20 protein-coding genes are annotated in these 25,667 nt (G+C 63.5%); 15 read left to right on the top strand and 5 right to left on the bottom strand.

Going from position 1 to position 25,667, the window contains the following annotated elements:
• The first annotated feature begins 28 nt into the window (after window positions 1-28).
• From EP379_RS12080 to EP379_RS12070, 3 genes are all read left to right on the top strand, one after another.
• The gene (locus tag EP379_RS12080; RefSeq protein WP_127478047.1) at window positions 29-1,663 is read left to right on the top strand and encodes an NAD(P)-binding protein; all 1,635 of its coding nucleotides are present in this window, start codon (window positions 29-31) and stop codon (window positions 1,661-1,663) included.
• 379 nt (window positions 1,664-2,042) lie between these two features.
• On the top strand, window positions 2,043-5,624 hold the full coding sequence (gene nifJ / locus EP379_RS12075; RefSeq protein WP_127478046.1) for a pyruvate:ferredoxin (flavodoxin) oxidoreductase: 3,582 nt from the start codon (window positions 2,043-2,045) through the stop codon (window positions 5,622-5,624).
• A 183-nt stretch (window positions 5,625-5,807) separates the two neighbouring features.
• Window positions 5,808-6,191: a copper chaperone PCu(A)C gene (locus tag EP379_RS12070; RefSeq protein WP_127478045.1), complete on the top strand. Its 384-nt coding sequence runs from the start codon at window positions 5,808-5,810 to the stop codon at window positions 6,189-6,191.
• A 228-nt stretch (window positions 6,192-6,419) separates the two neighbouring features.
• On the opposite strand, the gene EP379_RS12065 is transcribed toward EP379_RS12070, so the two are convergent.
• Window positions 6,420-6,911, bottom strand: a complete 492-nt coding sequence (locus EP379_RS12065) for a hypothetical protein (RefSeq protein WP_127478044.1) — start codon at window positions 6,909-6,911, stop codon at window positions 6,420-6,422.
• A 122-nt stretch (window positions 6,912-7,033) separates the two neighbouring features.
• Here EP379_RS12065 and EP379_RS12060 point away from each other — a divergent pair, with 122 nt between their 5' ends.
• The 8 genes from EP379_RS12060 (at window position 7,034) to EP379_RS12030 (ending at window position 13,958) form a co-directional block, all read left to right on the top strand.
• Window positions 7,034-8,674: a GspE/PulE family protein gene (locus tag EP379_RS12060; RefSeq protein ID WP_172600472.1), complete on the top strand. Its 1,641-nt coding sequence runs from the start codon at window positions 7,034-7,036 to the stop codon at window positions 8,672-8,674.
• A gap of 211 nt (window positions 8,675-8,885) precedes the next feature.
• Window positions 8,886-9,809, top strand: coding sequence for an adenylate/guanylate cyclase domain-containing protein (locus EP379_RS12055; protein ID WP_172600471.1), 924 nt, complete (start codon window positions 8,886-8,888; stop codon window positions 9,807-9,809).
• Between the two features lie 85 nt (window positions 9,810-9,894).
• Window positions 9,895-10,035 carry a hypothetical protein gene (locus EP379_RS16405; protein WP_172600470.1) on the top strand — a complete coding sequence of 47 codons (141 nt, stop codon included), beginning with the start codon at window positions 9,895-9,897 and terminating at the stop codon, window positions 10,033-10,035.
• Window positions 10,036-10,123: 88 nt separating this feature from the next.
• Window positions 10,124-10,537, top strand: a complete 414-nt coding sequence (locus tag EP379_RS12050; RefSeq protein ID WP_127478041.1) for an oxidoreductase — start codon at window positions 10,124-10,126, stop codon at window positions 10,535-10,537.
• A gap of 14 nt (window positions 10,538-10,551) precedes the next feature.
• A complete protein-coding gene (locus EP379_RS12045; protein ID WP_127478040.1) occupies window positions 10,552-11,379 on the top strand; it encodes a hypothetical protein in 828 nt (275 codons plus the stop codon).
• Window positions 11,379-12,176 (top strand): inositol monophosphatase family protein, encoded by a 798-nt coding sequence (locus tag EP379_RS12040; protein ID WP_127478039.1) that lies wholly within the window; start codon window positions 11,379-11,381, stop codon window positions 12,174-12,176. Before EP379_RS12045 ends, EP379_RS12040 begins: the two co-directional genes overlap by 1 nt.
• 232 nt (window positions 12,177-12,408) lie before the next feature.
• The gene (locus EP379_RS12035; RefSeq protein ID WP_127478038.1) at window positions 12,409-13,041 is read left to right on the top strand and encodes a YchE family NAAT transporter; all 633 of its coding nucleotides are present in this window, start codon (window positions 12,409-12,411) and stop codon (window positions 13,039-13,041) included.
• Window positions 13,041-13,958, top strand: a complete 918-nt coding sequence (locus tag EP379_RS12030; protein ID WP_127478037.1) for a glucosaminidase domain-containing protein — start codon at window positions 13,041-13,043, stop codon at window positions 13,956-13,958. The genes EP379_RS12035 and EP379_RS12030 overlap by 1 nt, the downstream gene beginning before the upstream one ends.
• 86 nt (window positions 13,959-14,044) lie before the next feature.
• Here the strand turns inward: EP379_RS12030 and EP379_RS12025 are convergent, their stop codons facing one another.
• Window positions 14,045-15,079, bottom strand: coding sequence for a polysaccharide deacetylase family protein (locus EP379_RS12025; RefSeq protein WP_127478036.1), 1,035 nt, complete (start codon window positions 15,077-15,079; stop codon window positions 14,045-14,047).
• A gap of 187 nt (window positions 15,080-15,266) precedes the next feature.
• Between EP379_RS12025 and EP379_RS16400 the strand changes: the two genes are divergently transcribed.
• From EP379_RS16400 to EP379_RS12010, 4 genes are all read left to right on the top strand, one after another.
• A complete protein-coding gene (locus EP379_RS16400) occupies window positions 15,267-15,440 on the top strand; it encodes a GNAT family N-acetyltransferase (protein ID WP_172600469.1) in 174 nt (57 codons plus the stop codon).
• 10 nt (window positions 15,441-15,450) lie between these two features.
• Entirely contained in the window at window positions 15,451-15,927 is a 477-nt protein-coding gene (locus EP379_RS12020) for a hypothetical protein (RefSeq protein ID WP_127478916.1), read from the top strand.
• A 136-nt stretch (window positions 15,928-16,063) separates the two neighbouring features.
• Window positions 16,064-18,367, top strand: coding sequence for a Tex family protein (locus tag EP379_RS12015; protein ID WP_127478035.1), 2,304 nt, complete (start codon window positions 16,064-16,066; stop codon window positions 18,365-18,367).
• Window positions 18,368-18,599: 232 nt separating this feature from the next.
• Window positions 18,600-19,181, top strand: a complete 582-nt coding sequence (locus tag EP379_RS12010) for a YecA/YgfB family protein (protein ID WP_127478034.1) — start codon at window positions 18,600-18,602, stop codon at window positions 19,179-19,181.
• Window positions 19,182-19,354: 173 nt separating this feature from the next.
• On the opposite strand, the gene glgP is transcribed toward EP379_RS12010, so the two are convergent.
• The 3 genes from glgP to EP379_RS11995 form a co-directional block, all read right to left on the bottom strand.
• Complete coding sequence (glgP, locus tag EP379_RS12005; protein WP_127478033.1) at window positions 19,355-21,913, bottom strand: alpha-glucan family phosphorylase; 2,559 nt, start codon at window positions 21,911-21,913, stop codon at window positions 19,355-19,357.
• A 74-nt stretch (window positions 21,914-21,987) separates the two neighbouring features.
• On the bottom strand, window positions 21,988-22,398 hold the full coding sequence (locus tag EP379_RS12000) for a bacteriohemerythrin (protein WP_172600467.1): 411 nt from the start codon (window positions 22,396-22,398) through the stop codon (window positions 21,988-21,990).
• Between the two features lie 221 nt (window positions 22,399-22,619).
• Window positions 22,620-25,487 carry a valine--tRNA ligase gene (locus EP379_RS11995; protein WP_127478031.1) on the bottom strand — a complete coding sequence of 956 codons (2,868 nt, stop codon included), beginning with the start codon at window positions 25,485-25,487 and terminating at the stop codon, window positions 22,620-22,622.
• Window positions 25,488-25,667: the final 180 nt, after the last annotated feature.

The following is a 25,667-nucleotide window of genomic DNA, read 5'->3' as shown; positions in this document are numbered from 1 at the left end:
TAACCTGTTGAGAGAAAAAGAAAATCCTATGAATTCCAAGGATATGACCGCACGCCTGGACCCGGACAAGTTCGGCAAGGGCACCGGCGCCATGCGCTCGCGCCGCCCCGTCTACATGGATTTCCTGCCTCCCTGCAACAACGCCTGTCCCGCCGGCGAGGACATCCAGGGCTGGCTGGCGCTGGCCCAGGCCGGCAGGTACGAGGAGGCCTGGCAGCTCCTCATCGAGAACAACCCGTTCCCGGCCATCCACGGCCGCGTCTGCTATCACCCCTGCGAAAACGCCTGCAACCGCGCCTACACCGACCAGGAAGTGAGCATCCATGCCGTCGAGCGTTTTCTGGGCGACCTGGCGATGGAAAAGGGCTGGAAGCCGAAATACACGCCGCGCCCGGGCGGCAAGCGCGTACTGGTCATCGGCGGCGGCCCCAGCGGCCTGTCGGCGGCCTACCACCTGACCCGTCTCGGCCACACCGTCGAGATCTACGAGGCCGGCCCGGTGGCCGGCGGCATGATCCACTTCGGCATCCCGGCCTACCGCATGCCGCGCGCCGAGCTGGAGGCCGAGATCAAACGCGTCGAGGAGATGGGCGTGAAGATCCGCCTCAACTATCGCGTCGACGACGTGCTGGGCGAGAAGACCGCCGGCAATTTCGATGCGGTGTTCGTCGCCGTCGGCGCGCACATCTCCAAGAAGATCGACATCCCGGCGCGCGATGCGCGCGGCATGATGGATGCGGTGAGCTTCCTCAAGAGCGTGGAGCAGGGCGAGAAGGTACAGCTCGGCCGCCGCGTCGCCATCTACGGCGGCGGCAACACGGCGATGGACGCCGCGCGTGTGGCCAAGCGCATGGGCGTGGACGAGGCGATGATCATCTACCGCCGCGACCGCGCCAACATGGCGGCCCACGAGTTCGAGGCCGACGAGGCCCTGGAAGAGGGCGTCAAGTTCAAGTGGCTGCGCTCCATCAAGGAGATCGACGGCTCCACCATCGAGGTGGAAGTGATGGAGCTGGACGACGAGGGCCGCCCGCGCCCCACCGGCCGTTATGAAAAGCTGGAGGCCGATTCGTTGATTCTCGCTGTGGGTCAGGAGACCGATACCGGCTTTCTCGGCCGCATCCCCGGCATCGAGTTCAAGGCCGACGGCACGGTGATCGTCGATTCCGCCATGATGACCGGCGCCGAAGGCATCTTCGCCGGCGGTGATATGGTGCCGTCGGAGCGCTCGGTGACCATCGCCACCGGCCACGGCAAGAAAGCGGCGCGTCACATCGATGCCTGGCTGCGCGGTGAAACCTACCGTCCGCACCCCAAGCACCCCATCGTCACTCACGAGCAACTGCAGTTGTGGTACCGCACCAGCGCACCGCAGGTGGCGCAGCCGCACCTGCCGTTGGCGCAGCGCCTCGGCGGGTTCGAGGAGATCCTCAAGGGGATCAGCGAGCACGATGCGGTGTACGAGGCCAAGCGCTGCCTGTCCTGCGGCAATTGCTTCGAGTGCGACGGTTGCTACGGCTCCTGTCCCGAGGACGCCATCATCAAGCTGGGGCCGGGCAAGAAGTACCGCTACGACTATGCCCGCTGCACCGGCTGCGGCACTTGCGCCGAACAGTGCCCGTGCCACGCCATTGAGATGATCCCGGAGACGGCGGCACGCTGAAATCCCTGCCTGTTGGATCGAAAAGGCATTGAGTCCGCAAATGGACGCAAATAAAGGCGAAGGGTCCAGCCGTTAACCAGTCGCGCCGATCTGCCCATCGGGTGTGTGGCACACCTGCGTAACAGCCTGGAATATTTGCGTCCATTGGCGTTCATTTGCGGACGAAGGTTTTTAGGGAAGGTCTGAATAAGTCCATCCTGGACTTCTCAGACCACGCCAAGCGAAAAGTGTGATTTTCGCTTGGCTTCATTTTTCAACGACTTATCGTCGTTGAAAAATGGCGGCACATCCCTGTGCCGCGGAAGCTCTGAACTTATTCAGAGCTTCCTTAGGTTAAATATCTGCGTTCATTCGCGGACTGAGGATCAACGGAAACACTATGAGCGAACAAGACAAGAGCAAGCAGGTGACCGTCGACGGCGGCCACGCCGTTGCCCACATCGCCTACCGGGTGAGTGAAATCTGCTCCATCTATCCCATCACCCCGTCATCGGACATGTCCGAGTTGTCCGACCTGTGGGCCACCCAGGGGGTGCCGAACATCTGGGGCCAGGTGCCGCAGGTGATCGAGATGCAGAGCGAGGGCGGCGCCGCCGGCACCGCGCACGGCGCCTTGCAGACCGGCGCGCTGACCACCACCTTCACCGCCTCGCAGGGCCTGCTGCTGATGCTGCCCAACATGTTCAAGATCGCCGGCGAGCTGACCTCGACGGTGTTCCATGTGGCGGCGCGTTCCATCGCCGCGCAGGCGCTGTCCATCTTCGGCGACCATCAGGACGTGATGGCCGCGCGCATGACCGGTTGGGCCATGCTGTCATCCTGTTCGGTGCAGGAAGCGCACGATGCCGCGCTGATTGCCCATGCGGCCACCCTGAAGGCGCGCGTGCCGTTCATCAACTTCTTCGACGGCTTCCGCACCTCGCACGAAATCAACAAGATCAGCCTGATCCCGGACGAGCAGATCAAGGCGATGATCAACGACGAACTGGTGTGGGAACACCGTCGTCGCGCCCTCAATCCCGACAACCCGTTCATCCGCGGCACGGCGCAAAATCCGGACGTGTATTTCCAGGGCCGCGAGAGCGCCAATCCGTTCTATGCCCGGGTGCCGCAGATCGTGCAGGACACCATGGACCAACTGGCGGCGCTGACCGGCCGCCAGTACCGCCTGTTCGATTATTTCGGTGCTGCCGATGCCACCGACGTGGTGATCATGATGGGCTCGGGCGCGCAGACGGTGGAGGAGACCATCAAGCGGCTCAACGCCGAGGGGCGCAAGCTGGGCCTGATCACCGTGCGCCTGTTCCGCCCGTTCAGTACCGCACACCTCATCGCCGCCCTGCCGCAGACCTGCCAGCGCATCGCCGTGCTGGATCGCACCAAGGAGCCGGGCAGTGCCGGCGAGCCGCTGTATCAGGATGTGGTCACCGCTCTGGCCGAGGCCTACACCAATGAGCAGATAGCCGTCTTGCCCAAGGTGATCGGCGGTCGCTATGGCCTGTCGTCCAAGGAATTCACCCCGGCCATGGCCAAGGGCGTGTTCGACAACCTGGCGGCTAAGACGCCGAAGAACCACTTCACCGTCGGCATCATCGACGACGTCAGCCACACCTCCATCGACTACGACGCATCCTTCGACATCGAACCGGACAACGTCACCCGCGCCATGTTTTTCGGCCTCGGTTCCGACGGCACCGTGTCGGCCAACAAGAACTCCATCAAGATCATCGGCGAGAGCACCGACCTGTATTGCCAGGGCTACTTCGTCTACGACTCGAAGAAGGCCGGCTCGCAGACCACCTCACACCTGCGCTTCGGCCCCGACCCGATCCGGGCGCCCTACTTGATCACCTCGGCCAACTTCATCGCCTGCCACAAGGCCAATTTCATCAACCAGGTGGAGATGCTGGACAAGGCGGCCAAGGGGGCGGTGTTCCTGCTCAACAGCCCGGTGGGGCCCGACCAAGTGTGGGACGAACTGCCGATGCCGGTGCAGCAGACCATCATCGACAAGCAGCTCAAGTTCTATGTCATCGATGCAACGACGGTGGCGCGCAATGCCGGCATGGGGCGGCGCATCAACACCATCATGCAGACCTGCTTCTTCGCCCTGTCTGGCGTGCTGCCGCGCGACGAGGCCATAAACAAGATCAAGCAGGCCATCGAGAAGACCTACGCGCGCAAGGGCGCCGAGGTGGTGCAGCTCAACTTCAAGGCAGTGGATGCCGCACTGGATCACCTGCATGAGGTGAAGGTGCCGGGCAAGGTCACCTCGCAGAGAACAATGAAACCGGTGGTGTCCCCCAAGGCGCCCAAGTTCGTGCAGGAAGTGACCGCGCCGATGCTGGCCGGCCACGGTGATGACCTGCCGGTGTCGATGATCCCGGTGGATGGCACCTACCCGAGCGGTTCGGCGCGCTGGGAGAAGCGCAACATCGCCGACTTCGTGCCGAAGTGGGAGCCGAGTGTGTGCATCCAGTGCGGCAACTGCTCCTTCGTCTGTCCGCACAGCGTCATCCGTGCGCGCTTCTATCACGAGGATACGCTGCATAACGCGCCGGCCAGCTTCGAGTCGGCGCCGGTCACCGCGCGCGGCTTCCCGGAGACGCGTTATACCTTGCAGATCTACCTGGAAGATTGCACCGGCTGTGGCCTGTGCGTGGAGGCCTGTCCGGCCTTCGATCAGAACGATCAGTCGCGCAAGGCGATCAATATGACCGAGAAGGCGCCGTTGCTGGAGGATGGCCGCCGCAACGTCGAGTTCTTCGACACCATCCCGGTCAACCGCCGCGCCACCGTCAACTTCGCCTCGGTGCGCGGCGCCCAGTTCCTGGAGCCGCTGTTCGAGTTTTCCGGTGCCTGTGCCGGCTGCGGCGAGACCCCCTACGTGCGCCTGCTGACCCAACTGTTCGGCCCGCGCCTGCTGGTGGCCAATGCCACCGGTTGCTCCTCTATCTACGGCGGCAATCTGCCGGCCACGCCGTGGTCGGTGAACAAGGAAGGCCGCGGCCCCGCCTGGTCCAACTCGCTGTTCGAGGACAACGCCGAATTTGGCCTCGGCATGCGCGTGGCGGTGGATCAGCATACCGCCCTGGCCAAGGACCTGCTCGCCAGCATGACCGATCTGCTGGACAAGGAGTTCATCGAGTCACTGATGGACACCAGCCAGGAGATCGGCGCGCAGATGAGTCGCCAGCGCCAGCGGGTGCAGGAACTGAAGCAGCGCCTCAAGGATATCGACGACCCGCGCGCCAAGTCGCTGCTCACCGTGGCCGATCATTTGGTACGCCGCTCGGTGTGGCTGGTGGGCGGTGACGGCTGGGCCTACGATATCGGCTCGTCCGGTCTGGATCACGCCCTGGCCTCCGGACGCAACATCAACGTGCTGGTGCTGGACACCGAGGTGTATTCCAACACCGGAGGCCAGGCCTCCAAGTCCACACCCATCGGCGCCACGGCCAAGTTTGCCGCCGCCGGCAAGGCGGTGACCAAGAAGGACCTGGCCCTGCAGGCCATCTCCTACGGCAATGTGTACGTGGCGCGCGTCGCCATGGGCGCCAATCCGCAGCAGACACTGCAGGCGATGCGCGAGGCGGAGGCCTATCCCGGTCCGTCGCTGATCCTGGCCTACAGCCCCTGCATTGCCCACGGCATCGATCTGCGCAACGGGCTGTCGCAGCAGCAGAAGGCGGTGGATTCCGGCTACTGGCCGCTAATCCGCTACAACCCGTTGCTGCGTGCCGCCGGCAAGAAGCCGTTCATCCTCGACTCGACGCGGCCGACGCTGAAGTTGGAGGAGTTCGCCTACAACGAGCAGCGTTACAAGCTGTTGCAGAAGAACAACCCGGATGCGGCCAAGCGCCTGATGAAGCTGGCGCAGGAATCGCTGGACCTGCGCTGGCAGACCTACGAGCATCTGGCAAAACAGGATCCCTCGGAGTTCCAACCGGTGAGTCAGTGAGGGAAGGGGCCGCAAGGCCCCTTTCTTTTTTGCGGCCAGGATAAAAATCGTGAGGGCGTGAGAGCGCGAAGTTGCTCAATCGTGATTGAGTTGCCGCGCGGTGGCGGTGAGCATTACGAACACCCGCTTCCTCGCCGTAGTGCGATACGGCACAATGAGCCGGCTCCTTGCACCGCAGATCGAATGTCCATGCGCACAATCCTGCTGTTTGTCGTCACATTGCTGTTGTTGGCCTGTGCCGGGCAGGAGCCGGCCATGATCCGGGTCGAGGGGGCCTGGATTCCGGAGATCCCACCGCTGATTGCGGTGACGGCGGGTTGGATGGTTTTACACAACGACGGCGACATGCCGAAATATCTCATCGGCGCCTTCAGTCCCAATGCGGAGAACATCGATATCCACCAGTCGGTGGTGGTGAACGACACGGCGCGTATGGTGTTGCAGGAGGTGCTGGAGGTTCCGCCCCATGGCAGCCTGGTATTCAGCAACGAAACCGGCTACCACCTGATGCTGTACAAGAGCCGCGGCATGCATGCCGACGCACGCATCCCCATAAGGAAGGTCTGAATAACTCCATCCTGGACTTTCAGACCACGCCAAGCGAAAAGTGTGATTTTCGCTCGGCTTCATTTTTCAACGACTTATCGTCGTTGAAAAATGGCGGCACATCCCTGTGCCGCGGAAGCTCTGAACTTATTCAGAGCTTCCCTTATTCAGAGCTTCGATAACTCTTACTTTCCGCGACGGTTCGGCGCTGACCACCGATTTCATCGTGCGCGATCGACGCAGCCTGGATCAGTAAATGTCGTGCAAGCCGTGGTACAGGTCCAGCACCAGGCTGGAGCGGTTGGCCACGTTGTCCTTCTCGATGCAGTAGCCGGGGATCGCCTCCAGGTCAAAGCGGTTGCTGCGGCGGACCTCTTCCGGGATGTGCTCCAGCATGGCCTGGCGGAAGCGTTCCGCATCGGCATCCGGCACGAAGCGTGATGCGGTGTAGGTGTAGTGGTAGGTGGGATCGTAGATGGAGAAGTTGAAGCGGCCCACGGCCTCGACATTGCCACTGTGGCTGAAGATGTGAGCCTTGCGCTCGAATTCATCCGCCGGCAGCCATATTCCAATGGCATAATCGCTGCACTCGAAGCCGTGGCGGCTGCGCATCATGTATTCCCACAGGGAGAAGTGCTCCAGAGCCACGAAGCGCACGCTCTTTTCGCCGTGCGGCCCGACCATGTTGCAGCGGATGAGCTTCTCGAACTCGTTGTTGTCGCTGGCGTTGTGCTGTGTCATCGCTGTCTCCTTGCCTGATGCGCCCGCCAAGCATACAAAAAATAGCCGGCAATGGACATGGACTGGCGTACCGCCGGCGGCTGCGCCATCATGAAGGCATCGAGCGGAGGCGAGGCGCACTCATGAAAAACAGCCCTTTGGGTGAATTGCTGCTGGCAACGGGACACCTTACGGCGGAGCAGCTGGCGGTGGCGCTGCACACCCAGCAGGCCCGGCCCGGCTATCTGGGCGAGATCCTGGTGGGACTGGATTTCGTAACCGCCGACGAGATTGCCCATGCCGTGGCGACGCAGCACAAGCTGCCCTATGTCGACCTCGCCGTCACCGTACCGCAGCAGAAGGCTCTGCTGGCCATCCCCAAGGACCTGGCAGTGCAGCACACCGTCCTGCCGCTACGCCTGCGCCGCGGCGTCCTCACCGTGGCCACCCAGGACCCGGGCAACAGCGGCCTGAAGGCGCTGTTGCGGGAGGCGAGCGGGCGGCGCATCGCCTTCGTGGTCAGCGATCGGGCACGCATCGCCCAAGCGGTGGAACTGTATTACTTCGAGCTGGAAAATCCCCTGGAGCAGCGCATTGCAGTCCTGGTGGCGGAGGCCGTTAACGGCGCCGACGTCGATATCGAGCTGCTGCTGGATTTGCTGATTCAGAACGCGATCAAGGATCGCGCCACGGATATCCATATCCGGCCCCAGGCCCTGGCCTCCCATGTGTTCTACCGCGTGGATGGCGTGCTGCACCACTATTTCGCCTTTCCCTCGCGCATCCATCGCAATGTGGTTTCCCGTGCCAAGGTGCTCAGCGAACTGGACATCACCCGCCAGCGCACGCCGCAGGACGGCGGCTTTGCCTTTCACTACCTGCGCACCGGCTACGATATCCGCGTCGCCCTCATCCCTACCGCCTTCGGCGAGAACATGGTGCTGCGCCTGTTGCCCAAGACCGAGGCGCTGCACCGGCTGGAGTGGCTGGGCTTCGAGGCGGCGCAGGTGGCGCGGCTGGAGCGTTGCCTGCGCAAGCAGTCCGGCATCATCCTGACGGTCGGGCCAAGCGGCAGCGGCAAGACCACCACGCTGTATTCCATGCTGCGGCGCAGCAATATCCTGCAGCGCAACGTGGTCACCGTGGAGGACCCCATCGAATACCAGCTGTCGCTGGTACAGCAGACCGCCGTCAACGAGGCTGCCGGATATACCTTTGCCGGTTCCCTGCAGCATCTGGTACGCCAGGATGCCGACATCCTCCTGATGGGCGAGATACGCAACCAGGAGACGGCGCTGGCGGTGGCGCGCAGCGCACTGTCCGGCCATCTGATCCTGTCCACCATGACCGCCAACGATGCCCAGGGGGCCATCGCCCGCCTGCTGGATTTCGGTATCCAATCCTACATGCTGTCGGCCACCCTGCTGGTAGTGGTGTACCAGCGCCTGGTGCGCCGTCTGTGCGATGACTGCAAGCGGCCGGTGACGCTGTCCTGGCGCGAGCTGGCGGCGGCCGGCCTGGATGCGGCAGGTGCGGGCGAGGTCACTGTTTACGAGGCAGTCGGCTGCGAGCACTGCCGCCAGAGTGGCTATCGCGGGCGCATCGCCGTGGCCGAGGTGCTGGAGGTGAATGCGGTGATGCGCGAATTGCTGGATAAGGGGCGTGTTGTCCTGGACGGTGGCGATTTACTGCAGCAGGAGACCGGCAGTATTCGTGACGACGCTCGTGCCAAACTGTTGCAGGGCATCACCTCGTTGGAAGAGATCCGCCGGGTATTTGCCTGAGGGTCGGGCGGCGCGTTAAGGAAGCTCTGAATAAGTTCAGAGCTTCCGCGGCACAGGGATGTGCCGCCATTTTTCAACGACGATAAGCCGTTGAAAAATGAAGCCAAGCGAAAATCACACTTTTCGCTTGGCGTGGTCTGAGTAGTCCAGGATGGACTTATTCGGACCTTCCTTAAGGTTTTGCCCAGGCTTATGGATGCGGGGAGTTGCAATGTCCGCCTATCTGACCTTCATGAGAGACAAGCAGACGGAGCGGGTGCCGTGCGGCAATGCCCTGACCATCGGTCGCGACAAGAACAACAACATCGTGCTCACCGACCTGCTGGTGTCGCGCAATCATGCCATGGTGCGGCGCCTGGGCGGCGGTGACTATTACATCATCGACAGCGGCAGCTCCAACGGCACCTCGGTCAACGGTGGGCGGGTCTCGGCCCCCACCCGGCTGCGCAACGGCGATCGCATCGCCATCGGGCTGACGGAATTCGTGTTCGAGCAGGGCATCCAGCCGGACCGTTTCAATGATTCCATCTCCTTCCAGCAAACCGTCATCTTCCACGCCCCGGTGATCAAGGAGATCACCGTACTGGTGGCCGATATCCGCAACTACACCGGGCTGTCCGAGCAGGTGCCGATCCAAACCTTGTCGCGGCTGATGAGCAAATGGTTCCAGGATGTCAGCGATATCATCCAGGACAGCGGCGGCACGATCGACAAGTTCATCGGTGACTGCGTGTTCGTGCGCTGGGACAACGAGCGGGTGCAGGACAATGTGATGCAGGCACTGCGCACGGCGTGGCGGATCGCCGAGGTCACCGCCCGCCTCAAGCTCTCCTTTCCCGAACTGCCGCAACCCTTGCGCATCGGTGCCGGTATCAATACCGGCCTGGCCTCCCTTGGCATCGGTGCCGACAACACCGCCCTGGGCGATGCAGTGAATACCGCCTTCCGCCTGGAGAGCGCCACCAAGGAACTGGGTTGCGACATCGCCCTGAGCGAGACCTCCTACCGCCATCTGCATGAGCGCTACTGGCGCGGCAAGCAGCAGGAACTCGCTCTCAGGGGCAAGCAGGAACCGGTGCGCTTGCTGGCGCTCGACTTTGCCCGGCTGGAACTGATATTGCGGGAGAGTGGCTGAACTCGGTAGCGAATGCGGATTGTCATTTCGCCCGGGGCCGCGCGGGTGTTATATACGAGATCCGTGTCCCATCAGGTTGTCGGTTATGTGCGTATCCTTCCCCGTCCCGCCGGAGTTTCACAACACCGGCCGCCGCCCCGGCCCGATCCGTCTGTTCCTGGGGGCCGTCGCCCTGGTGGGCATCCTGCTGTTTTCCGTCTGCGTCGGCTGGGTGCGGCGCAGTTGAGCGGGTTCTAGCCGCTTTCCTTTTCAGGTAACATGGCCGCATTTCAGTGTGTTGCGGCGCGGTATCCGTCTGAAAGGGGAGCCACCTCATGGTCGATGACCCGGATTCGGATCTGTTCGTCGGCTTGCAGGAGCTGAGCGCCGGCGCCTTTCCCAAGGTTTGTCCCAATTGCGGGCGGACCTACGAGAATCTGGCGCAGTTCCTTGAACTCACGGTGCCGGCCGGTGGTCGTAGCGGACTCAAGGCGGCGCTGGATGATGATGACCGGCCGGTGGTCGAACTGTTCCGCAACTGTGTCTGCGGTTCCACCCTGATGGATTTCTGTCGTTCGCGCCGTGATGAGTCACAGGATGGCCAGCGTCGTCGTGCTACGTTTAACCGTATGCTGGACGTGTTGGTGCGGCGTGGTCTGGCGCGGGAAGTGGCGCACCGGGAATTGCTCAAACTCACGCGCGGCGAGCGCAGCGAGATGATCGACAGCCTGTTGCGGGCTGCCAACTAGAGGCTGAAACAGGGATGATGAAACGATTGATAGCAGGTGCGGTTCTGTTGCTGGGCGGGGTCCTGCCGGCCGTGGCTGCGCCGGATTTCAACGGCAAATGGTTCGGCGACGATGGCGCCACCTACTACGTGCGCCACATCGGCGACGAAATCTACTGGTTCAATGAGGACGGGCCGGAGCCGAGCCGCACGGCGGTTTTCAGCGGCCGCCTCCGTGGCCAGATGCTGTATGGCAGCTGGGTCGACGTGCCCAAGGGCAGCACGGCTGCGCGCGGCGAACTGCACCTGGCCATCCGCGAGGATGGCAACGTGCTGGAGGTGACGCGCGTCACCGGCGGCTTTACCGCCAAGCGCATCAGCCGGGCCGGTTATGCGCCGCCGCCGCCGCCGATGGAGGAAAAGTGCCTCGACTTCGATCCGGCGCGCATCGCCGTGCGCCAGCTGGAGGGGCGCTACCAGATCGTGCAGGAGGACTGGTGGATCTTCGATTTCGGCGACCACGAAGCCGATGCCCATGCCGCCATGAAGATCATCCAGCAATACGGCCTGAACCAGTCCTGTTTCATCGGCGACCCGCCGGCCTTCCGTTTCCTGCTGATCAGCGGGCGGGCGCCGCTGGGACAGTGGTACGAGGAAGACTGCGTACGCTTCCACCCCACTACGGCCGGCCTGGTCCAGCGCGACGGCCGTTGGCTGATCATCGACAACGGCATCACGCTGTACGACATGGGCAGCCATGAGAAGGAGGCGAGGGCGGCACTGGCGGCGATCCGCAAATACCAGTTCACCCATGCCTGCTATGTCGGCCGGCCCAACGTCACCTTCGAATATCTGCGCCGTTGATGGCTGTCGAGCTGGAACAGTTGTGCGCGGTGGTCCTGCCACTGGCGCGGCAGGAACTGCTGCCGCGCTTCAACCGTGTCGCCGCCGCCGTCAAGGCCGACGGCAGTGTCGTCACCGAGGCGGACCTGGCCTGCCAACAGGCGGTGAGCGCCGCGCTGGCGGCGCACTGGCCGCAGATCCCGCTGCTGGGCGAGGAGATGACGACGGCCGAACAGCAGCGCCTGCTGGCCGATTCAGCCGCAGGCCTGTGGTGTCTCGACCCGCTGGACGGCACCAGCAATTTCGCTGCTGGCATTCCCTATTTCGCTCTCGCCCTGGCCTATATCCGCCATGGCGAGGTGCAGCTCGGCCTGGTCTATGACCCGGTGCGCGACGAGTGCTTCAGCGCGGCGCGTGGTCAGGGGGCCTGGCTCAACGGCGTGCCGCTGCGTACCCGCGCCACCGGGCTGGCGCTGGCGCGCTGCGTGGCGCTGGTCGATTTCAAGCGTCTGACGCCTGCGCTGGCCACGCGTCTGGCCTGTTCACCACCCTTTGCCTCGCAACGCAATTTCGGTTCCTCGGCGCTGGATTGGTGTCAGCTTGCCGCCGGTCGCGGCCAACTCTACCTGCACGGGCGGCAGAACCTGTGGGATTACGCCGCCGGCAGCCTGATCCTCGCCGAGGCCGGTGGTTGCGCCGAGACCCTGCAGGGCGAGCCGGTACTGCATGTCGGCCTGCAGCCACGCTCCGTGGTGGCGACGTTGGACCCGGCGCTGTTCGGGCCGTGGCGCGCGTGGATTGCCGCGGCGGGTGGTTGAAAAAAATGCGGTTTGTAGGGTGGATCCGGCTACCGGCGCCTGCCTTCCGCCGAATACCGTCGATCCATGGGCATAAGCGCAGACAATAGGCACGGGGGACAAGGTACGAGGTTCGAGGGGTGGAGTGCGCTGCGTGCTCCGCTGTTTGTGCAAAAGCAGCACGCGCGCAGCGAGATCATCCCCTCGTGCCTTGCCCCTCGTATCTCACAGCTCTGTTTTTTGGGGTTTCAACATGCAGGAGTGGGCTGAATACGCCAAGTTTTTTGCCGGTCTGCTCGCCATCGTCAATCCGGTCGGTGCCATCCCGGTATTCATCGGCCTGACCGATGGCATGACGGTGCGCCGGCGCCACCACACCGCATTGCTGTCCGCCCTGGCGGTGGGGGCGGTGCTATTGGTTGCGCTGTTCACCGGTGAGGCGATTCTGAGTTTCTTCGGTATCACCATCGCTTCGTTCCGCGTCGGCGGCGGCATCCTGATCCTGCTCATCGCCGTGTCGATGATGCATGCCAGACTGAGCCCGGCCAAGCAGACCGACGAGGAGGCACAGGATGCCGCGGAAAAGGAGTCGGTGGCGGTGGTGCCGCTGGCGATTCCGCTGCTCGCCGGGCCGGGCGCGATCAGTACCATCATTGTCTACACCCACCGCTCCTCGGCGCCGACCCACTACCTCATGCTGGGTATCGAGATCCTGCTCATGGCGCTCATCGTCTGGGTGGTGTTCCGTACCGCGCCCTTGCTGTCGCAGCGTCTGGGGCGCACCGGCATCAACGTGCTGACGCGTATCATGGGCCTGATCCTGGCGGCCATTGCCGTGGAATTCATGGCCAACGGCCTGCGCCAGCTGTTGCCGGGACTAGCCTGATGATGCACTGGCTGCGCTGGCTGGTGCGCTTCAAGTTGTTGCTGCTGGCCGCGGCGGCGCCGCTGCTGCTGGCGGCCATCCTTTACTGGTTCCTGGTGCGTCCCTATGTGGCCGGCGTGCCGGCGCCGATCCCCTTGCCTGAGCTGGAGGTGGCCTCGGCGGAGCACATGGAGACCCTCTTTGCCGGTTATAACTACCACTGGCCGCCACAGGGGCCGCTGCCGCGTATCGCCATCGTTCGTTTCCCGGATGACATCGGCCGGGTCGAGGTGACACGCAAGAAGGCACTGTTCTTCCGCGGCCTGCTGCCGCTGGTCGAGGCGGAGAATGCGCATATCCGCGCCCAGCGCCGCTATATCGAGGAACGTTTCGCCCTCGGTCCGCTGCGTCCGGGCACGCGCAACTGGAATCAGGTGGAGAAACTGGCGGAGTTGTACCGTGTGCCCGGCGACCTGAATGACCCGGTGGTGCGCGAGATCCTGCTGCGCCGTGTCGACGAGGTGCCTGCCGCGCTGGTGCTGGCGCAGGCCGCCAATGAAAGCGCCTGGGGTACCTCGCGCTTCGCGCGCGAGGCCAACAATCTGTTCGGCCTGTGGACCTACAAAAAGGATCTCGGCATGGTGCCGGCCCAGCGCATGGAAGGGGCCAGGCATTACGTGCGCGTGTTTCCCGACCTGCGCAGTTCGGTGCGCGTCTACCTGTTCAATCTCAACATCGGTCACGCCTATGTCGATATGCGCCGCGCCCGCGCGGCGCTGCGTCTGGCCGGCGCCGCATTCGATGCCGAACATCTGGCCGCGGGGTTGCTGCGCTACTCCGAGCGCGGTGCGGAGTATGTGGCGGAGATACAGCGCATGATCCGCAGCAATGGTCTGGGGCAACTCGGTCCTTTGCAGCTGGCCCCCGAAGAGCCCTGAATCCGGACTCGGACATGACGAGCGCCGTACAGGCGCTCACCCCCGCCACCTCACCTCCCCGCACCTGTAGCCCGCTATCCCGCTGCCTAGTCATCTACCAGCCAGGGATGGCTGTACCAGTACCAGCGGCCGTCGCCGGCGGGGGCGGTGCAGTTGTAGCGGTTGCGGCCGCGCGGCAGCCTTTCGGTGGCCTGTACCTGGAGCCTGGTGTCGTCGAGCCAGGTGAGCGGCAAGGGGTGTCCCGCTGCGTTGTAGCAGGCGATGCCGCGCAGTGGCTGTTGCAGGGTGAGCGTCAGTCGCGGCGGGTTGTTGCTGTCGATGTGCGGTTCCCACGGCGCGGCCTGCAGCACCGGCAACGGCAGGCTGGCGGCCTTGCGCGCGAACGGCTCCAGGGCGGCAAACCTTTCTGCCATGGGATAGCGTGGCAGGGCGCGGCGATCGGACAGCGGACCGATGGCGCCCGATTGCTGGCCGAAGCCGATGTAACCCATGGCCCGCACCAGGTCGGCGGCGCGCGTGTCGTATTCGCCGTAGGGGTAGGCAAACAGGCGCGGTTCCTGTTCACTCTGTTCACCCAGTTCTTCGCGCAGGCGGCGCTGCGCCCGTTCGATGTCGGCACGCACGCGCCGCTCCCAGGCGGCATCGGTTTCATCGGCACGGCGTTTCGCCATGGAGTCATGGCTGGCGGTGTGATTGGCGAAGCGCACGCCTTCCTTCTGCATGGCGCGCATCTGTTCCCAGGTCATGAAGCCGCCCAGCCGGCGATCCACCGGGTCGGTGTTGACGAACACGGTAAACGGCCAGCCGCGCGCCTTGAGGCGCGGCCAGGCGTGTTCGTGGACCGACAGATAGGCATCATCGACGGTGATGGCGATGGTGCGCTCGGGCAGGGGCTCGTTGTGCAGGATGTGGGTGACGATGCGCTCCAAAGGCCAGACCTGATAGCCGTTCTGCGCCAGATAATCGAGCTGGGCGTCGAATTGCTCCAGGCGGATGCTGGTGGAGGGATAGCGGTCCTCGCCGAAGCGGTGGTACATGAATACCACTGCATGGGAGGCCGCCACCGCACTGCCGGTGGTGGCAAGCAGCAGGAGAAACAGGAGCGGGCGCAGGCAGGGCATCACAGGGTCCGGTGGGGGAATGCGCTAAGATGGTAGCGGTCCTGCCGCCGGCTTGCCAGCCGGCCGGAGAAAGCGTCATCGGTGATTGCTGTGATCAGGGCTGTACGCAGGAGGGGCTGCGCGCACGGCAGCCCGGCACCTGGCGTGCGGTACTGGCGATCAATGCGCTGACCTGTGCTCTCAGCCTATGCAGCATCTCCTGCAGCAGGCCGCCAGATATCACCTGACGCGGGTCTACGCCACTGTCAGTCGGGCGGCGGAAGGTTTCTTTGCGCGTTATGGATTGGTGATGGCGTGTGTGCAGACCGTGGCGGTGCAGAATGCCCGCATGGTGTTGCCATTGCCCGGTGTGGAGAGATGAGCCGATGAGTCTGAGACAATCCCTGCGTACCGGTTTCAGCTTCGGTCTCACCTCCGGGGTGATCACCACCCTCGGCCTGATGGTGGGCTTGCACTCCGGCACCCATTCCTCGCTGGCGGTGATCGGCGGGGTGATCACCATTGCGGTGGCCGATGCCTTTTCCGATGCCCTCGGCATCCACATCGCCGAGGAATCCGCCGCCGGGCGCAGCGTGCTGGCGGTGTGGGAGGCCACCTTCGCCACCCTGTTCTCCAAGGCGGCCATCGCCCTGACCTTTCTGGTGCCGCTGCTGTTGCTGGAACTGGGCACGGCGATCCTGGTGGCGACAGGCTGGGGGCTGGCACTGATCGCGCTGCTGTCCTGGTATCTGGCACGCCATCGCGGCGAACCGCCCCTGCACGTCATTGGCGAGCACCTGGTCATTGCCGTCATCGTCATCGTCGCCACCCACTTCATCGGCGACTGGGTGGCGCTTGCCTTCGGGTGAAATGATTTTTTGTATCTGTATGTTAATTAAGGGTTTTATTGTTTTGTCCGCCACCGGCGGCGGCCTTTGCTACAATGCCGCCCCTCCTTTTTTGCACTGACCCCTTGTTGCCTTTTGCACTGACCCCTTGTTGCCTATGACCATTGCCCAACGCATCGCCAACGAACTCGCCGTCAAGGTCGCCCAGGTAGAGGCCGCCATCGCCCTGCTCGACGAGGGCGCCACCGTCCCCTTCATCGCCCGTTACCGCAAGGAGGTCACCGGGGGCCTGGATGATACCCAGCTGCGTACCCTGGAGGAGCGGCTGAGCTATCTGCGCGAGCTGGACGAGCGCCGCACCACGGTGCTGAAGAGCATCGAAGAGCAGGGCAAGCTGACCCCGGAGTTGAAGGCGGCGATCCTGGCGGCGGACACCAAGACCCGCCTGGAAGACCTCTATCGCCCCTATATGCAGAAGCGCCGCACCAAGGCGCAGATCGCCCGCGAGGCCGGTCTGGAGCCGCTGGCCAAATCACTGTTGGCCGACCCGACGCTCAAGCCGGAAGACGAGGCTGCCAAGTTCATCGATGCCGACAAGGGCGTGGCCGATGTGGCCGCCGCGCTGGACGGCGCGCGCCAGATCCTGATGGAGGATTTCGCCGAGGACGCCGAGCTGGTGGGCCGCCTGCGCGAGTACCTGTGGGAACAGGGCCAGATGGTGGCCAAGGTGGTGGAGGGCAAGGAAGAGGAGGGCGCCAAGTTCTCCGACTACTTCGACCACCGCGAGCCGCTCAAGGGCGTGCCCTCGCATCGCGCCCTGGCGCTGTTCCGCGGCCGCAAGGAAGGTATCCTCAATCTCTCCCTGGCGCTGCCCGATGACGAGGCCTTGCCGGCCGGCCAGCTGGGCAGCGCCGAGCGCATGATCGCCGCCCATGTCGGCGTCAGCGAGCAGGGCCGCCCCGCCGACCTGTGGCTGAAGGAGACGGTGCGCTGGGCCTGGCGCGTGAAGATCTTCACCCACCTCGATACCGACCTGAAGACGCGCCTGCGCGAGGCGGCGGAGGAGGAGGCGATCAAGGTGTTCGCGCAGAATCTGCACGACCTGCTGCTGGCGGCGCCGGCCGGTCCGCGCGCCACCCTCGGCCTCGACCCGGGGCTGCGCACCGGTGTGAAGGTGGCGGTGGTGGACAACACCGGCAAGCTGGTGGACACGGCGACCATCTATCCGCACGAGCCGAAGCGGCAGTGGGACCAGTCCATCGCCGTGCTGGCCGCGCTGGCGAAGAAGCACAATGTCGAGCTGATCAGCATCGGCAACGGCACCGCCTCGCGCGAGACCGACAAGCTGGCCGCCGATCTCATCAAGCGCCATCCCGAGCTGCGCCTCACCAAGGTGATGGTGAGCGAGGCGGGCGCCTCGGTGTACTCCGCCTCCGAGTATGCGGCGAAGGAATTTCCCGACGTGGACGTGTCGCTGCGCGGCGCGGTGTCCATCGCGCGCCGCCTGCAAGACCCGCTGGCCGAGCTGGTGAAGATCGACCCCAAGTCCATCGGCGTCGGCCAGTACCAGCACGATGTGTCGCAGACGCGCCTGGCGCGCATGCTCGATGCGGTGGTGGAGGACTGCGTCAATGCCGTCGGCGTCGACGTCAACACCGCCTCCAGTGCGCTGCTGACCCGCGTCGCCGGACTCAATCCGACCCTGGCCGCCAACCTCGTGGCCTATCGTGATGCGCACGGCGCCTTTCCCAACCGCCAGGCCCTGCTCAAGGTGCCGCGCCTGGGCGAGAAGACCTTCGAGCAGTGTGCCGGCTTCCTGCGCGTGATGAACGGCGACAATCCGCTGGATGCCTCCGCGGTGCACCCGGAAGCCTATCCGGTGGTGGAAAAGATTCTTGCCACCACCGGCAAGCCGATACGCGAGGTGATTGGCAACACCGGCCTGCTCGGCCGTCTCGCGGCGAATGACTTTGTGGACGAACGCTTCGGCGAGCCGACGGTGCGCGACATTCTCAAGGAACTGGAAAAGCCGGGACGCGACCCGCGTCCCGAGTTCAAGACCGCCTCCTTCCGCGAGGGCGTCGAGGACTTGAAAGACCTGGAACCGGGCATGATCCTGGAGGGCGTGGTCACCAACGTCACCAACTTCGGCGCCTTCGTCGACATCGGCGTGCATCAGGACGGTCTGGTGCACATTTCCGCCCTGGCCGACAAGTTCGTCAAGGACCCGCGTGAGGTGGTCAAGGCCGGCGATGTGGTGAAGGTGAAGGTGCTGGAGGTGGACGTGAAACGCCGCCGTATTGCGCTCACCATGCGCCTGAGCGATGACCAGCGCGAACACGATTCCAGTGCGATGTCGAAGGAACGTCCGGCCAAGGGCGGCAAGCCGCGCCACGAGCGCCGCGATGCGCCGGCGCCGGGCGGCGTCATGGCCGAAGCCTTTGCGCGACTGAAACGCTGAGGGTTAATGCCAGAAAAACAGTTGGTCCGTAAATGAACGCGAATGGACGCAAATTAAGGAAGCTCTGAACTTATTCAGAGTTTCCTTAAGATGAACCTGACCATCAATTGAATTGCGCCAAAGCGCTACGCACGGTCTTGGCGAGAGTGCAGGTAAAAATTCGCGTCCATTGGCGTTTAATGCGGACTGCTTGAAGTTTCTAATCCCAATCCCATTCGATGGAGCAGTCGCGATGAACAACGCAGCACAACTGGATGAAGACGGCCTGGTACGGCTGGAGGAATTTCTCGGCTCCGAACAGCGTCCGCAGGAATGCATGGTGCTGGACGAGCTGGACGGCTTCCTCACCGCCCTGGTGTGCACGCCGGATGACGTGCCGGCCGGGGAGTGGCTGGCCGAGGTGTGGGGCGGGGAGAATCCCGGCTTTGCCGACGAGTGCGAGGAGCGGGATATCGTGGAGCTGATCTTCGCGCTGCGCCGTTCCATCGAAGAGGAATTGCGTGACAGCGATGTCTTCGAACCGATGTGGTACGTGGGGCTGGACGACGAGGACAATGAGGTGGTGGAACCGGAGGGCTGGTGCTCGGGATTCATGCGCGCCACGCAGTTGCGCAGTGCTTACTGGGATCGCCTGTTCGAGTCCGATGAACAGTACCTCTGGCTGGCGCCGATCATCGCCTTCGCCGTCTATCAGCTGCCGGAGTCGGCGGAAGATCCGATGCTGGCGCAGCTGGGCAGCGATCAGTCGCTGCGCGATGAGTTCATCAATGCCATTCCGCCGGCGGTGCAGGATATTTACAGAAGTTCCAAGTGACAAGTGACAAGTGACAAGTGACAAGTGACAAGTGACAAGTGACAAGTGACAAGTGACAAGTGACAAGTGACAAGTGACAAGTGACAAGTGACAAGTGACAAGTGACAAGTGACAAGAAGACGGCATGGTCTGCCTTTAACTTGCAACTTGTCACTTGGAACTTGTAACTAGCGTTATACCCATATCATGTAGCCCATCTCGAACGGGTGGCTCAGCAGTCTGTGGTATGGATAGGCGCGCAGCTTGTAGTACTGCATGCCGGAGAGCTGCGGGCGCAGATCGATACGGAACAGTGTGGCACCGTGTTCATCACGGCCCTGGCAGGTCAGGTTGTGGCTGGCATGGGTGACGAATTCGCCAGTCTCGGTCTCGGTTCCCACCAGGCATTCGACGATCAAATCCTCCGGCTGCAGGTCGTTGAGATCCATCGTCACTTCGATGGGCAGGGTGTCGCCGGCCAGAATCTGTTTCTGGATGTTGTCGCTGCGCGCGATGGTGATCTTGTGCCAGGCGGCGCGGATGCGGCGCTTCCAGGCTGCCAGTTCGCGTGCCGGTGCATTATCATCCTGGGCCAGCCGCTGCCGCTGGCGCTGCGCCGGACCGTAGTAGTCACGGATGTAGTCCATCACCATGCGTTGTGCATTGAAGCGCGGCAGCAGTGACTTCATCGAATTCTTGGATTTCTTCACCCAGTCTTCCGGATAGCCGTGGCCATTGCGCTGGTAGTAAAGCGGGATGACGTGGTGTTCCAGCAGGTCGAGCAGTTCGTTGGCCTCTTCGTTGTTGCGGAAGGTGGCATCGTATTGCGGACCATGCGGCGTGATGGCCCAGCCGTTGTCGCCGTTGTAGCCCTCGCCCCACCAGCCGTCGGTGATGCTGAGGTTCAGCACGCCATTGATCCCCGCCTTCTGTCCCGAGGTGCCGCTGGCCTCCATGGGATATTCCGGATTGTTCAGCCATACGTCGACGCCGGTGACCAGCTTGCGGCCCAACGCCATGTCGTAGTCCTCCAGCAGGATGATCTTGCCCTCGAACTCCGGGCGCCGCGCATAGTCGTGGATGATCTTGATCAGTTGCTGACCGGGCTGATCGTGGGGATGCGCCTTGCCGGCGAAGATGAAGAGCACCGGGCGTTGCGGATCGTTCACCAGCCGCGCCAACCGTTCCGGGTTGGAGAACAGCAGGGTGGCACGCTTGTAGGTGGCGAAGCGGCGCGCAAAGCCGATGGTGAGGATGTCGGTTTCGGTGGGTTGCAGGTGGCGCACCAGCCGTTCCAGCTGCGATTCGCTGACGCCGTTGCGGCGGTGCATGCGCAGGCTACGGCGCCGCGCCTCATCCAGAATCTGTGCCTTGAGTGTCTGGCGCAGGCTCCAGAAGGTGTGATCGGGAATATCGTCGATCTGAGTCCAGTAGTCGGCATTGAGCAGTTCGTTGCGCCAGCCGCCGCCGTATTGCATGTCCAGATGGTTGACCCATTCGCGCGCCAGAAAGGTGGGGACGTGCACGCCGTTGGTGACGTAGCCGATGGGGTTTTCCTCCGCCGGGATTTGCGGCCAGATGTAGGCCTCCATCTGCGAGGCGACGTCGCCGTGAATGCGGCTGACGCCGTTGTGGAAGCGTGAGCCGCGCAGGCCGAGGGCGGTTTGGTTGAAGCTGTTGGGCGTTGCGGGCGAGGCGCCGAGAGCGAGGATGCGTTCCTCGTCGACGCCGAATTCCTGCATGTAGCGGCCGAAGTATTCGTGCATCAGGTGGTGCGGAAAGATGTCGTGGCCGGCAGGCACCGGGGTGTGGGTGGTGAACACCGTGGCCGCGGCCACCAGTTCCAGCGCACTGTCGAAATCGAGGCCGTCGCTCACGTGTTCGCGGATGCGCTCGAGGATTTGGAAGGCGGTGTGGTCCTCGTTGATGTGCCATACGGTGGGACGGATGCCGAGGGCGCGCAGGGCGCGCACGCCGCCGATGCCGAGGGCGATCTCCTGCTGCATGCGCGTGTGGATGTCGCCGCCGTAAAGCTGGTAGGTGATGGAGCGGTCGTTCTCCTGGTTGCCGGGCAGATCGGAGTCGAGCAGGTAGAGACGGATATGGCCGGCGCGCGCCTCCCATACCTTGAGTTCGACGCGTCGTCCCGGCAGTTCGATGAAGACGTGTACTTCATTGCCGGCGGCATCCACTGCCGGGTGTACCGGCAGGTCACGGAAATCCACCGGATGGTAGTGGGCGATCTGGTAGCCGCCGCCGTCGATGGTCTGATTGAAATAGCCCTGGCGATAGAGCAGGCCGACGGCGACGAAGGGTAGCCCCAGATCGCTGGCCGCCTTGCAGTGATCGCCGGCGAGGATGCCGAGGCCACCGGAGTAGATGGGGAAACTCTCGTGCAGGCCGAACTCGGCGCAGAAATAGGCGACCAGATCGCGCTGCGGGTCCAGGTGCTGCAGCAGGTCGCCGCGCGCCTCCTCCTGCAGATAGACGTCATAGGATGAGATGACGCGGTTGTAATCCTGTATGAAGATGCGGTCCTGTGCCGCCTGCTCCAGCCTGTCCTGGGCTACCTGGCGCAGGAACACCTTGGGATTGTGGCCGCACTGTTCCCACAGCGGAATGTCCAGGCGGCGAAACAGGCCACGCACCTGGCGGTCCCAGCTGTAGTAGAGGTCGTTGGCCAGTTCCTGCAACCGTGCCAGGCGCTCGGGTATGCGTGGCTGGACTTCGAGGGAATAACGGGTACCGGGCATGGTGGTTTCCTGCAAAGTGAAGACAGATACGTTACAAGTGACAAGTTACAGGGAAAAGAAAACGCTCCCGCAGGTCACTGGTCGTTTGTCACCTGGATGTAATGCACGGCAAATTCGCGATCGCTGGTGACGATGTGGGCGATGAGCCAGTCGCGCAACGAATGCAGCAGCGCGGCATCCAGTGCGGTCTCGCCATGGCTGACTGCGTTGCTGAGTAATTTGAGCTCTCCCAGCAGCATGGTGTGTTCACGTTGATGAGCGATGTGAGCACGGAAGCCGCTGGACAGCATCAGCTTCTCTTCATAGAGGAAATGGTCGTGTGCATCGCGGTGGATGCGTTGCAGCAGGGCGACGGGGTCGAGGGTGGTGTCGGCGTGCAGGGTGGCTGCCAGCAGGTTGAGCAGATCCGCCAGCTCGCGATGCTGGTAGTCGAGCGCTGCGATGCCGAGGTTGAGGTGGGACTGCCACTCGATCAAATCCGCCATGTCTCCTCCGCGCATGCGCCGCCCCGCGGGGTGGCGCAAGATGGACACGTGCAGTGTGTCGGCGCAACTGCCCGGTGATCTTGCAGCAACACGGCTGTCGCTGGCAAATCACCTTGAGGCAGGTATGCCCTGCCCATGGCAGTTTAGACGGAGTTGCGTGCGGCGCTCGCAGTCTGTCGGACCCGGGCCGATTGTGAGGACGGCCCGGGTCCGGCTGGCTGCTACAGGCGGGCGATGCGGGCCTGCTGTTCGGTCAGTTGGGCCAGGGCGCTCTGTACCTCGGCGAGGCGCGTGCGCTCCTTCTCCACCAGTTCGGCCGGGGCCTTGGCGGTGAAGGCCTCGTTGGACAGTTTGCCCTGCATGCGCTCGATGTCCTTCTCCAGCTTGCCCATCTCGCGGGCCAGGCGTGCCAGCTCCGCCTCCTTGTCGATGAGGCCGGCCATGGGCACCAGCAACTGCATCTCGCCCACCAGGGAAGTGGCCGACTCCGGCGCGTTGTCGCCGGCACCCAGCCAGGTGATGGATTCGGTGCGCGCCAGGCGTTGCAGGAACAGGGCGTTGCGCTCCAGGCGGTTCTTGTCCTCGGCGGAGCCGTTTTGCAGCAGCACCGGCAGGGGCTTGCTGGGGGCGATGTTCATGCCGGAGCGGATCTTGCGCACGCCGACGATGAAGTCCATCACCCACTGCATCTCGCTTTCGGCGGCGGTGTCGAGCGCGAAGTCGGCGGCTTGCGGGTAGGGCTGGCGCATGATGGTCGGGCCGGTGACACCGGCGAGCGGTGCCACGCGCTGCCAGATCTCCTCGGTGATGTAGGGCATGATCGGATGGGCCAGGCGCAGCAGGGCCTCCAGTACGCGCACCAGGGTCGCTCGCGTGCCGCGCTCTTGCGCTGCGGTGGCCTCGCCGCTGGTGAGCACCGGTTTGGACAGCTCCAGATACCAGTCGCAGTACTCGTTCCAGGTGAAGTCGTAGATGGCCTGGGCGGCGAGGTCGAAGCGGTAGCCGTTGATCGCTTCGTTCACCGTGCTGACGGTGCGGGCCAGGCGCGACAGGATCCAGCGGTCGGCCAGCGACAGTTCGCAGGCGCCGCCGGTCTGGCCGCAGTCCTTCTCTTCCGTATTCATCAGCACATAGCGCGCCGCGTTCCACAGCTTGTTGCAGAAGTTGCGGTAGCCCTCGATGCGGCCGGTGTCGAAGTTGATGTCACGGCCGGTGGAGGCGAGGGCGGCGAAGGTGAAGCGCAGGGCATCGGTGCCGTAGGGTTTGATGCCGTCGGGGAACTCGGCACGGGTCTGCTTCTCGATCCTCGCGGCCATCTCCGGCTGCATCAGGCCGGTGGTGCGTTTCTGCACCAGGGTCTCCAGGTCGATGCCGTCGATCAAATCGATCGGATCGAGCACATTGCCCTTGGACTTTGACATCTTCTGGCCGTGGGCGTCGCGCACCAGGCCGTGGATGTACACCTCGCGGAACGGCACGTCGCCCATGAACTTCAGGCCCATCATGATCATGCGGGCGACCCAGAAGAAGATAATGTCGAAGCCGGTGACCAGCACCGAGGTGGGGTAGAAGGTTTTCAATGCTTCCGTCTGCTGCGGCCAGCCCAGCGTGGAGAACGGCCACAGGGCGGAGGAGAACCAGGTGTCGAGCACGTCCTCGTCCTGCTTGAGCGCAACGTCGAAGCCCAGCTTGTGCCGCTCGCGCACCTCGGCCTCGCTGCGGCCCACATACACCTTGCCCTGGTCGTCATACCAGGCCGGGATGCGGTGGCCCCACCAGATCTGGCGCGAGATGCACCAGTCCTCGATCTTGTGCATCCAGTCGAAGTAGGTGTTCTTCCAGTTGTCCGGCACGAAGCGGATGCGGCCGTCTTCCACCACCTTGATGGCCTCGGCGGCCAGCGGCGCGACCTTGACGTACCACTGGTCGGTGAGCAGCGGCTCGATGACGCTGTGCGAGCGGTCGCCGCGCGGCACCATCAGCTTGTGGTCCTCGATCTTCTCGACCAGTTCCAGTTCCTTGAGGTCACGCACGATCTGGTCGCGCGCCTCGTAGCGATCCAGGCCCCAATACTGTTCCGGGATACCAATTTTGACAGCGTCCTCACAAAACAGAGGGCTCTGCAAAATAATGGTGTCTTGTCGGAAAGCTAGATTTGTCACCGGCCGATCTGTTGCGCCGATGATCTTTGCGTCTTTGGTAAACACATTGAACATGGGCAGATTGTGGCGCTGGCCGACGGCGTAGTCGTTGAAGTCGTGGGCCGGGGTGATCTTGACGCAGCCGGTGCCGAAGGCCGGGTCGACGTAGTCGTCGGCGATGATCGGGATCTCGCGGCCCACCAGCGGCAGGGTGACGGTCTTGCCGATGAGGTGCTGGTAGCGCTCGTCGTCCGGGTTCACCGCCACCGCGCTGTCGCCCAGCATGGTCTCGGGACGGGTGGTGGCGACCACCAGGTGGCCGCTGCCGTCGGACAGCGGATAGCGGAAGTGCCACAGATAGCCGTTTTCTTCCTCGCTGATCACTTCGAGGTCGGAGACGGCGGTGTGCAGCACCGGGTCCCAGTTGACCAGGCGCTTGCCGCGGTAGATGAGGCCCTCTTCGTACAGGCGCACGAACACTTCCTTCACCGCATCGGACAGTCCCTCGTCCATGGTGAAGCGCTCTTTCGACCAGTCTGGCGAGGCGCCCATGCGGCGCAGCTGGCGGGTGATGGTGCCGCCGGATTCGGCCTTCCACTTCCACACCTCGGCGAGGAAGTCCTCGCGCCCCAGGTCGTGGCGGGTCTTGCCCTGGGCCAGCAGGCGGCGTTCCACCACCATCTGGGTGGCGATGCCGGCGTGGTCGGTGCCCGGCTGCCACAGGGTGTTGTCGCCCTTCATGCGGTGGTAGCGGATCAGGGCATCCATGATGGTGTCCTGGAAGGCATGTCCCATGTGCAACGAGCCGGTGACGTTGGGCGGCGGGATCATGATGCAGTAGGCGTCACTGTTGGCGCCTGCGTCGCTGCGGGGGGCGAACCAGCCGTTCTGTTCCCAGGTCTGGTACCAGCGCTGCTCGATGGAATGGGGTTCGTAGCTCTTGTCCATGTCTTTATTTCGATTTGAATGTTTCCGGGCGGCTAAACGCAGTGCCTTCGCCAAGCGAACAGGCACGAGGGACAAGGTACGAGGGATGAACTCGTTGCGGTCGCGCCGTTTTGAATCAAAACAGCCGTGCGCGTAGCGCACACCGCCCTCGTATCTCGTACCTTGTCCCTCGTACCTATC

This window comes from Sulfurivermis fontis (assembly GCF_004001245.1).
In the GTDB taxonomy this organism is placed as follows: domain Bacteria; phylum Pseudomonadota; class Gammaproteobacteria; order Thiohalomonadales; family Thiohalomonadaceae; genus Sulfurivermis; species Sulfurivermis fontis.
Note: the sequence above shows the minus strand (reverse complement) of the source record. Positions and strands in the feature narration are given on the sequence as shown.